The sequence below is a fragment of the Ottowia thiooxydans DSM 14619 genome, from assembly GCF_000422885.1.
Classification (GTDB): Bacteria; Pseudomonadota; Gammaproteobacteria; order Burkholderiales; family Burkholderiaceae_C; genus Ottowia; species Ottowia thiooxydans.
Genome location: NZ_AUGX01000074.1, coordinates 1 through 10,034 on the forward strand (window position 1 = coordinate 1; position 10,034 = coordinate 10,034).

The following is a 10,034-nucleotide window of genomic DNA, read 5'->3' on the forward strand; positions in this document are numbered from 1 at the left end:
AAAGTCAATGAAATCAACGGTCTACCCAGACCACCCCCGCGCCAGTGCTAGCTTTGCGTACCGTCACTTATTGCACTGAAAACGAGGAGACCCCTGAATGCAGCAGGACTGCCTCTACTCCGGTTTTTGCAGAGTGCACATAGGGGATAACCATATTTTAGTTTGTCAGTTGTACCGCTAACATTCTTTGATGATATTTTTCGAAGGCATCGAGTGAGCAAAGAGGACTTCTGCGGGGAAGGCGTGGATCACGCCTCCATGTGATGTGCGTGTGGCGGGGAGTCGTGCAGGGGACTTGGAAACTGCTATCCACGCGAAGGCGCTCGGCTGGGACGTGATCTTGGGAGAGAAGGCCGAGGTCCTGGGTGACACGACCGCTCTATCGGGCGGGGCTCTCTGCACTCGATCAGCCCACCAGCGGCAGCAATTGAATTTGATCAATATTTAACCGAGCGGCAATGATATTTCATGATAAACAAAGTTTCGAATTCAATCTCTGAAGCACTCGTGGATATCGCTGATGGCGCCACAATAATGATCGGCGGCTTTGGATCGGCCGGCATTCCGTTAGCGCTGATTGATGGCCTGATCGAACAAGGCGCGCGCGAACTCACCGTCATAACGAACAACTCTGGTAATGGCGATACGGGACTCGCTTCCCTTTTAAAGGCAGGGCGCGTCCAAAAAATGGTTTGCTCTTTTCCGCGCGCAATAGACGGCTATGTTTTTAATGAACTTTATCGAAGCGGAAAATTGCAACTTGAGTTGGTTCCGCAAGGAAACTTGGCCGAACGGATTCGTTCTGCTGGCGCGGGGATTGGCGGATTCTTTACTCCCACTGGGTACGGCACCACACTCGCTGCAGGAAAAGAGACGCGAGAGATCAATGGGCGCATGTATATTTTTGAGCAACCACTTCATGCCGATGTAGCCCTAATTAAGGCTGAACGTGGGGATCGTTGGGGAAATCTGGTCTACCGCAAAACTGCGCGCAACTTTGCTCCTGTAATGGCTATGGCTGCGGATCGCACCATTGCAAGTGTTCACGAGGTCGTTGACCTCGGCAGCATCGATCCGGAAGTCATCGTCACGCCAAGCATTTTTGTCAATGCTGTGGTGAAGATTGACCGGCCAGCAACTGAAACGGGCGGATTCAAAAAAGGCGCATAAGCATGAATAACACCAATTATCAGCGACTTACTAAAGAACAATTGGCCGCACGAGTGGTTGGGGATATTTTCGACGGCGCAGTTGTTAACCTCGGCATCGGTCAACCAACATCGGTCGCAAACTACCTCACAGCCGATCGCGAAGTGATTCTGCATAGCGAAAACGGCTTGCTAGGAATGGGGCCCGCGCCCATTGCTGGCCATGAGGACGATGACTTGGTCAACGCAGGGAAGCAGCATGTCACATTGCTGCCAGGCGGCGCGTTCTTTCATCATGCCGACAGTTTTGCAATGATCCGTGGAGGCCACGTGGATATATGCGTGCTAGGTGCTTTCCAAGTCTCGGCCACGGGCGATCTCGCCAACTGGCACACCGGGACTGCAGACGCTATCCCTGCGGTGGGTGGCGCCATGGATCTAGCCGTTGGTGCAAAGCAAACCTGGGTAATGATGGACCTGCTAAACAAAAATGGCAAAAGCAAGATTGTCGAAAAATGCGAATACCCGCTGACCGGCATCGGTTGCGTCAAGCGCATCTACACCGATCTCGCGACGTTTGAATGCACCGCGAGGGGACTGAAGCTTGTCGAGACCGTTCAAGGACTCGGACTGGAAGAGCTTCGCGCGCTACTCGGCGGGCTCCCACTGCTCCAATCAGAATGAAATTTCTGACTCTGACTGACGCAGACGCTATTCATTGGTCAAACCCATGTCGTGTGAACCACCTATATCCAATTAAAAAGGAGACAAAACCTCACGACTCAAGGAAAAATCGGTTTACATCGCTGCGATTTATCAGCCGATTCTTGGAATCCTAGCAATTCACGCCAAGCCTTGCCAACCGTATACCTTAATCACTCGGAACAGTCCATCTTAAATCGGCATAAATCAACTCTTTTTGTCCATTGGCCTGCCAGTCATTCAATTGGAAAAATCAAAATGACCTTACAGAAAATCATCGCATTCACGATCGCATTTCTAGTTACCTCGACGGCCTTCGCGGCGCAGGCATATCCCTCAAGGCCAATCACGTTGATCGTTCCATATCCAACTGGTGGCGCAGTGGATCCGGTGGCGCGAATGTATGGGCAAAAGCTATCCGAGGCCTGGGGCGTGCCTGTAATCATCAAGAATATACCAGGAGCGGGCGGTACCATCGGCATTAATCAGGCAGCCAAGGCAGAACCCGATGGATATACTGTTGTCCTTTCAGCCGGATCTCTCACCAGCTATCCGTGGCTATATGAAAATCTTCCTTTCGATCCATCAAAGGACTTCACCTATATTGGGCTAGCAGTGGGGTTGACCGTCGTCCTCGCTGCAAATCCGCGTCTCCCGGTGAATTCGCTTTTTGAGCTGGTGGAATACGCAAAAAAAAACCCGGGGAAGCTGAATTACTCCACCACAGGGAATGGAAGTTTATCGCATATAGGGATGGAGTTATTCAAACAAATGACGACCATCAATATTCTTCACATTCCGTACAAAGGGAGCGGTCCAGCCACCTTGGCGGCTGTCAGCGGAGAGGTCGATTTGGTCTTTGACACAAATTTTTCATTGTCGCCACACGTGAATGCTGGAAAGCTAAAGTTCGTTGCCAGTACGGGGAAAAAGCGTGCGGAAACAACCCCCGACATCCCTACATTCTCAGAAACCTATCCCGGCTATTTGGTTGAAAGCTGGTTCGGGATCATCGGGCCAGCCAACATTCCGGCTGAAATTACAAAAAAATGGGCCGACGAAATCGTGCGCATCAATAAGTTGCCAGAATTTCGGGTTCAATTACAAAAGACGGGGCTCGATCCGATTATCAGTACACCTGATGAATTCTCCAAAAATGTTCGGGCGGATATGCTCAAATGGAAAAAAGTCATCGAGGAAGCCAAGATTCCAAAGTTGAACTAAGGAAACTGGTATGCACACCGCAGATAATCACGGTAAATCGTCAAGATTATTGCGGTACTGGCTCCGAAAAACAGAGCTCGCATAAAAAAACGCTTTTATTCGTCTCAAAATTTCATAACAGTATAGGTGATTTAAGTGTTGGATCAAATAACAGGAGCGGAGAAGTACTATTTCAGCGCATTGGGCGAAGGGCGGTTCCTGATTCAATCGTGTGAAGATTGCGACAAGCACGTTTTTTACCCAAGGCAACTCTGTCCTCACTGCCACAGTTTGAACCTCAGTTGGATAGAACCGGCGGGTGGAGCAACAGTCTATTCGACTTCCGTGGTCCGACGAAAAGGAGAGGACGGCGGGGATTACAACGTGGCGATTGTGGAGCTTGATGAAGGCGTACGCATGATGACTTGCGTTGAAGACATCAGTCCCACAGACGTACATATTGGCATGCGTGTGCGCGCTACGGTGAGCAAGGGCGAGCAGGGAAATCGGGTGGTTTTTAGGACTGAGGAGCGCGATCAATGAGCACAAAGAAGAAAGCCGGTACTGGTTGCGCGATTGTTGGCGTAGGCACAGCAGGGTGCGGTGAGGCACAGGGCTTTAGCGATGTTGAAATTCTAGCCCTCGCTGCGCATAATGCAGTACTTGATTCTGGGCTTCAATTCAAGGACATCGATGGCATCGCAACGGCGAATGTGAATTCCCCCATGTGGGCGCTGAACGTTGTTGAATATTTGAATATCAAGCCGAAATTTGTTGAATCCACGAATATCGGAGGATCATCATTTATTGCGCACTTGCAACCTATATTACATGCGTTGGCATCTGGTCAATGCAATGCAGTTCTCGTTTGCTATGGTAGCACGCAAAGAACTCAAACCATAGGGCGGCGAGAAAAGCTGAAGGCCAAACAACTTATTGATCCTTATCCGTATGAATCCCCATATCAGCCCCTCGTTCCGATAACGCCCTATGCGTTGATGGCAGCCCGACACATGCACCAATTTGGAACCACTAGAAGACATCTTGCTGAAGTTGCGGTAGCAGCAAGGCGGTGGGCACAACTCAACCCTGAAGCGTTCCGTAGAGATCCGCTCGACATCGACGAGGTACTTGCCGCCAAAATGATTGCGGATCCGTTCACGGTACATGATTGCTGCTTGGTCACCGACGGTGCCGGAGCCTTCGTCATCACCCGCAATGATCTTGCAAAGGATCTTTCTAAAGCGCCCGTGCATGTGTTATCCAATGCCACGGCTGTCTGGCATCGACAAGTGTCTTCCATGGCGGATTTCACGATTACTCCTGCAGTTGAGTCTGGCTCGCGAGCATTCCAGGAGGCGGGACTGAAGCCATCCGATGTTGACGTCGTACAGCTGTATGACGCTTTCAGCATCAATCCAATTTTGTTCCTCGAAGATCTCGGTTTCTGCAAGAAGGGTGAGGGCGGACCGTTTGTGGAGAATGGAGGCATTGCACCCGGTGGTCATCTCGCGGTCAATACAAATGGCGGCGGTTTGTCCTGTGTGCATCCCAACATGTACGGTACCTTCGAAGTGATTGAGGCAGTCCGACAGTTGCGCGACGAGGCGGGTGCGCGTCAAGTGAAAGACGCGAAAATTGCACTGATACACGGCAACGGTGGGGTCAGCGGCGCCAGTCAGTCGACGGCCTTGCTTGGCGTCTCGGAAGTTTTGTAGCGGCAGCCTGGTTGTCACACCAGCCCAATGGCATCCATTGCACACAGATGCGCCAGGCAATCAGCATGTAGATTTCCAGCACTGCCTCCAGCCGATCCCACAGCTTGCCCTTCCTTTGGCAGCACCCGGTTGCGCTGGTTGCACCAGGTAGTCGGCTGGGCAAAGCCCCCTCGGGGGCAGCGACCCGCGCAGCGGCGGAGCGAGGGGGTCTTCGATCTACTCGAATTTCCAGTCGGCGGTGACCGCTTGGCCGGTGCGCAGCACCTGCCCATCGCCCTCGACCACGATGGCGTTCATGCCGAACGTGATGGCGCCATTCAGGCGGGCGTCCTGGCGATAGCCCTGCAGCGTGTCGTTCACCTCGGGGCTGGAATGCGCGGTGTCGGGGTCGATGTTGGGGATGGGGCAGCGCTGGCAGGGTTTGACGGTCTCGATCACCGCGGCCTCACCGCCGTCGGTGGCGATGCGCATGGGGCCCACGCGGTCCTCGTCGTGGGCCTCCAGGCCGGACAAGACCACATTCGGCCGGAACCGGCGCATGTCCACCGGTGCCTGGCCGGCGGCCACCAGGCGCTCGTTGAGCCCGGCCAGAGAGGCGGTGCTGGTGACCAGCAGCGCAAAACCATCGGCGAACTGGGTGCCCGCCTCGCGGCCTCCGAGCCAGCGGGCGCTGCTGGGGCGGCGCACCTCGGGGTCGAAACGGGCCAGGCGCAGTTGCCTGAGGTTTTCCGGTGCGTCCGCCCCCAGGAAATCGCTGAACCACTGCGCCGCAAGGTCACCCATGTCGCAGGCCTGCACCTCGTCGTCCCACACGCGCACCTTGAGCGGCCCTTCGGCGACGTTCAGCTCAAGGTGAAGCGCCAGCATGCCGGGGGCGCGCAGCACCAACTGTCCCATCTTGAACGCGGGCTGTATCAGCGCCATGCGCGGCAGCTCGCGCTGGCTCACGAACCGGCCCTGAGCGTCCACCACCATCCAGGCGCGGTCGTAGAGCAGGCCGGTGTCGGTCAGTTCCACCTCGTCCAGCGACACACCGGCACAGGATTTCACCGGGTAGATCCAGAGTTGGTCGATGGTGGCTTGCACGTCGGCGTTGGAGGGGCTGGTGTCTGCGTTCATGGCGGGGGCGAAAGTGGGGCGACGGGCGGACGTGGGACTTGCGCGAGCGCAAAGGCCCGGATTGTGCCCTGCTCCTAGAATCCCTGCATGAACCCCACCGCCCACCGCCCAGGCTCGACCCGGCGTTTCGACGTCGCCATCCGGGGGACCGGCGTGGTGGGCCAGACCCTGGCGCTGCTGCTGGCGCGCGACCGGCTTCGCGTGGCGCTGATCAGCCCGACCCGCACCGAGTCCGGGCAGCCGGATGTGCGCGCCTACGCGCTGAATGCCGCCTCGCGCGAACTGCTGCGCTCGGTGCGCGCCTGGCCTGAAACCGGCCCTCAGGATGACCGCGCACCCCCCATCACCCCGGTGAGCGCCATGCAGGTCTGGGGTGACAGCGGTGGCGAACTCGGCTTCTCCGCCGAGGACCAGGGCGCGCAAGCGCTCACCTGGATCGTGGATGTGCCGGCCCTGGAACAGCGCCTGAACGACGCCGTGGGCTTCCAGAGCGGGATCGAGCGCGTGAACGAAGCACCGATCGCCGCGCTCACGGTGATCTGCGAGGGCAAACGCAGCCAGACGCGCGCCGAGCTCGGCCTGGACTTCGACGTGCGGCCCTATCCCCACAAGGCCATCGCCGCGCGCCTGCGCTGTGATCAGCCGCACGGCGGCGTGGCTCGCCAGTGGTTTGCCCATGGCGAGGTGATGGCCTTGCTGCCCCTGGGGGGCGAAGACGGGAACTCCGTGGCGCTGGTGTGGTCTGTCCCTGCACAGCAGGCCGACACCTGGCTGCAAGCCGACCCCGACACCTTCACCCAGGCCGTGCAGGCGCGCAGCGCGCAGGCACTGGGCCACATGCACATGGAAAGCCCCGCCCAGGCCTGGCCCCTCGAACTCTCCCGCGCCCAACGTTGGATCGCCCGCACCGCGCAGGGTGGTGTGGCGCTGGCCGGCGACGCCGCGCACGCCATGCACCCCCTGGCGGGCCAAGGCCTCAACGTCGGCCTGGCCGACGTGGCCGAGCTCGCGCGCGTGCTGCAACAGCGCGAGTACTGGCGCGAGCTGGGCGACCTGAAGCTGCTGCGCCGCTACGAGCGCGCGCGCGCCGCCGAGGTGGGCGCCATGGGTTGGGTCACCGATGGCCTGTTCGGCCTGTTCTCACACGAAGACACGCGCGTGCAGGCCTTGCGCAACTGGGGCCTCAGCGGCTTCGACCGCAGCGGCCCGCTCAAACGCTGGATCGCGCGCCAGGCCATGGGGCATGGCGCCTGAGTGCCATCCCGCCTCTTCCACCTTCCATTGATCAACAAGCTCCACGACCTCCAACTTCCAAGATGAAATCCCTCAAGACCCTCCTGATCGCAACACTGGCCACCCTCTCCCTGGGCGCCTTCGCGCAGGAAGCCACGATCCGCAAGAACCTGACGGAACGCCTGCCCAACTTCCCCACCATCGACGAGGTGAGCAAGACGCCGATGCCTGGGTTGTTCGAGTTGCGCATCAATCAGAGCGAGATTTTCTACACCGATGCCGAGGGCAACTACCTGATCCAGGGCGCCTTGATCGACACCCGTGCGCGCGCCAACCTGACCGAACAACGGGTAGAAAAGCTCACCGCACTGGCCTTCAAGGACCTGCCGATGAAGGACGCCTTCACCCTCGTGCGTGGCAACGGCAAACGCAAGATGGCCGTGTTTGAAGACCCCAACTGCGGGTACTGCAAACGCCTGCACCGCGAGTTTGCCAAGATCGACAACGTGACGATCCATGTTTTCCTCATCCCCGTGCTCGGCGACGATTCGGTGGACAAGGCCCGCCGGGTCTGGTGCGCCAAGGACAAGGCCAGGACCTACAGCGACTGGATGGTGAACAACCAGCCGCCCGCCTCGGCCACCTGCGACACCGCGGCCATCGAGCGCAACAGCCGCCTGGCCAGCAAGCACGGCGTCAGGGGCACGCCCACCCTGATCTTCGTCAACGACACCCGGGTGCCGGGCTACATCGCAGCCGACCAGATCGAAAAGCATCTCGCGGAAGCCAAGCCTTGAGCACCAAGGTGGCCCGTGGCCGCCGGGCCGCGCGCCCGGGCCTGCGCTACACCGTCTCGGCGGCCAGCGCGCAGGCGCACTTGTTCGCGGTCACGCTGCAGATCGACAGGCCCGCGAAGAACCAGCGCCTGAGCCTGCCGGTGTGGATCCCCGGCAGCTACCTGGTGCGCGAGTTTTCCCAACACCTGCAGAACCTGAGCGCCAGACAGGGCAATCGGTCGGTGGACCTGAAGCAGCTTGACAAGCACCGCTGGCAGGTGCGTTGCGAAGCCAGCCAGCCGCTCGAGTTGCGCTACGAGGTTTACGCCTTCGACGCCTCGGTGCGCACCGCCTTCCTGGACGCCACGCGCGGCTTCTTCAACGCCACCAGCCTGTGTTTGCAGGTGCTGGGCCAGGAAGATCAGCCCCACGCGCTGGAGATCGAGGTGGGAACGGCCACCCAGGGCTGGCAGGTCGCCACCGGTCTGTCGCCGCACCGCGTGGATGCCGACGGCTTCGGCCACTACCACGCACAAAACTACGACGAGCTCGCCGACTGTCCAGTGGAAATGGGCCGCTTCTGGAGCGGCCAGTTCACCGCCGCTGGCGTGGAGCACCGTTTCGTCGTCAGCGGCGCCGGCGCCTGGATGGATGGCGCGCGCCTGCTGGAAGATGCGCGGCGCATCTGTGAGACGCAGATCGCCTTCTGGCACGGCGACCAGGACGGCGAGAAACCCCCTTTCGATCGCTACGTGTTCATGCTGTACGCCAGCGGCGACGGCTACGGTGGCCTGGAGCACCGCAATTCCACCGCGCTGATCTGCCAGCGCAGCGACCTGCCGCGCCAACGCGCCCCGGTCGAGAAACCCGCATCGCTGAAGGCCACCGACGGCTACACCACGCTGCTGGGTCTGATCAGCCACGAGTACTTTCACACCTGGAACGTCAAACGCCTTCGCCCGGCCGAGTTCGCGCGCTACGACTACAGCACCGAAAACCACACCGAGCTGCTCTGGTTCTTCGAAGGTTTCACCAGCTACTACGACGACCTGATGCTGCGTCGCGCCGGCCTGATCGACGAGGCCACCTACCTGCAGCTCGTGGCCAAGACGATCAACCAGGTGCGCCAGACGCCGGGCCGCCTGGTGCAGACCGTGGCCCAGGCCAGCTTCGACGCCTGGGTGAAGTACTACCGCGTGGGCGAGAACACGCCCAACGCCACGGTGAGCTACTACACCAAGGGCGCGCTCGTGGCCCTGTGCCTGGACCTCACCCTGCGCGCCGAAGGCCACAGCTCGCTCGACGCCGTCATGCGCGAACTCTGGCAACGCTGCAAAGGCGGGCCGATGCGCGAAAGCGACCTGCTGCGCGCGCTCAAGCGGCTGGGGGGGCGCGGCTTCGACAAGGACATTGCCGCCTGGGTGCACAGCACGGAAGAACTGCCCCTGCCCTCGCTGCTGCAAGACACGGGGGTCAAGGTGACGCACGAGAAAGCCCCCCTGGCGCAACAGCTCGGTCTGCGCGTGGCGGAAGCCAACGGCAGCGTGGTGCTCAAGACCGTGCTGCGCGGCGGCGCGGCCGAAGCGGCCGGCATGGCACCGGGCGACGAATGGATCGGCATCGAGATGCCCGCGCCCAAACGCGACGGCGTGCCCGAGGCCTGGCGCATCCACAAGCTCGACGAAGTGGCCGATCTGCGCGGCGTGCAAGCGCGCCTGACCGCGCTGGTCTCGCGCGACCGCCGCCTGCTGCGCTGCCCGCTGGACTGGCCCGCCGAATCGCAAACGGTGCGCCTGGCCGTGGGTGACGGGGTGCGCCTGGCGCCCTGGCTTCAGGAATGAGGCCGTTTCATATCCGCGCCAGAGGGGACTTCAGCGCTGTCGCAGATCCACTACCCGTTTGGCCTTGCCCTGGCTGCGCTCCACACCGCCTTCGGGTTTGAGCTCAATCGACACGCTGCTGCCCGGGGTCTCCTCGTTTTCAGTGCAATAAGTGACGGTACGAAAAGCTAGCACTGGCGCGGAGGTGGTGTTGGTAGATCGTTGATTTCATTGACTTTCCTGTTCGCTTTGTAAACGGGTATGGTGGCCTCCCACTTTTGAGGTTCACGATGCAGGGTTGGCACACAACGTTTT

Annotated in this window: 10 protein-coding genes; 8 read left to right on the forward strand and 2 right to left on the reverse strand. The window is 59.5% G+C overall.

Features of this window, described 5'->3' with window-relative positions; translation table 11 throughout:
• Positions 1-468: 468 nt before the first annotated feature.
• From G518_RS0126155 to G518_RS0126175, 5 genes are all read left to right on the forward strand, one after another.
• A complete protein-coding gene (locus tag G518_RS0126155) occupies positions 469-1,170 on the forward strand; it encodes a 3-oxoacid CoA-transferase subunit A (protein ID WP_028605005.1) in 702 nt (233 codons plus the stop codon).
• 2 nt (positions 1,171-1,172) lie between these two features.
• Positions 1,173-1,832, forward strand: coding sequence for a 3-oxoacid CoA-transferase subunit B (locus G518_RS0126160; protein WP_028605006.1), 660 nt, complete (start codon positions 1,173-1,175; stop codon positions 1,830-1,832).
• Between the two features lie 276 nt (positions 1,833-2,108).
• The gene (locus G518_RS0126165; RefSeq protein ID WP_036596243.1) at positions 2,109-3,074 is read left to right on the forward strand and encodes a Bug family tripartite tricarboxylate transporter substrate binding protein; all 966 of its coding nucleotides are present in this window, start codon (positions 2,109-2,111) and stop codon (positions 3,072-3,074) included.
• A gap of 135 nt (positions 3,075-3,209) precedes the next feature.
• Positions 3,210-3,596: a Zn-ribbon domain-containing OB-fold protein gene (locus G518_RS0126170; protein ID WP_028605008.1), complete on the forward strand. Its 387-nt coding sequence runs from the start codon at positions 3,210-3,212 to the stop codon at positions 3,594-3,596.
• Positions 3,593-4,771 carry a thiolase gene (locus G518_RS0126175; RefSeq protein WP_028605009.1) on the forward strand — a complete coding sequence of 393 codons (1,179 nt, stop codon included), beginning with the start codon at positions 3,593-3,595 and terminating at the stop codon, positions 4,769-4,771. Before G518_RS0126170 ends, G518_RS0126175 begins: the two co-directional genes overlap by 4 nt.
• Before the next feature lie 216 nt (positions 4,772-4,987).
• Here G518_RS0126175 and G518_RS0126180 read toward each other — a convergent pair whose 3' ends face one another.
• Positions 4,988-5,890 carry an MOSC domain-containing protein gene (locus G518_RS0126180; RefSeq protein WP_028605010.1) on the reverse strand — a complete coding sequence of 301 codons (903 nt, stop codon included), beginning with the start codon at positions 5,888-5,890 and terminating at the stop codon, positions 4,988-4,990.
• Positions 5,891-5,977: 87 nt separating this feature from the next.
• On the opposite strand from G518_RS0126180, the gene G518_RS0126185 reads away from it, so the two are divergent.
• The 3 genes from G518_RS0126185 to G518_RS0126195 all read left to right on the forward strand — a co-directional run bounded on the left by G518_RS0126185 (position 5,978) and on the right by G518_RS0126195 (position 9,740).
• Positions 5,978-7,144 (forward strand): FAD-dependent monooxygenase, encoded by a 1,167-nt coding sequence (locus tag G518_RS0126185; RefSeq protein WP_028605011.1) that lies wholly within the window; start codon positions 5,978-5,980, stop codon positions 7,142-7,144.
• Between the two features lie 62 nt (positions 7,145-7,206).
• Entirely contained in the window at positions 7,207-7,920 is a 714-nt protein-coding gene (locus tag G518_RS0126190; RefSeq protein WP_028605012.1) for a DsbC family protein, read from the forward strand.
• The gene (locus tag G518_RS0126195; RefSeq protein WP_425414309.1) at positions 7,917-9,740 is read left to right on the forward strand and encodes a M61 family metallopeptidase; all 1,824 of its coding nucleotides are present in this window, start codon (positions 7,917-7,919) and stop codon (positions 9,738-9,740) included. Before G518_RS0126190 ends, G518_RS0126195 begins: the two co-directional genes overlap by 4 nt.
• Before the next feature lie 30 nt (positions 9,741-9,770).
• On the opposite strand, the gene G518_RS40200 is transcribed toward G518_RS0126195, so the two are convergent.
• Positions 9,771-9,914 carry an acyl-CoA synthetase family protein gene (locus G518_RS40200; RefSeq protein ID WP_156909554.1) on the reverse strand — a complete coding sequence of 48 codons (144 nt, stop codon included), beginning with the start codon at positions 9,912-9,914 and terminating at the stop codon, positions 9,771-9,773.
• Between the last annotated feature and the right edge of the window lie 120 nt (positions 9,915-10,034).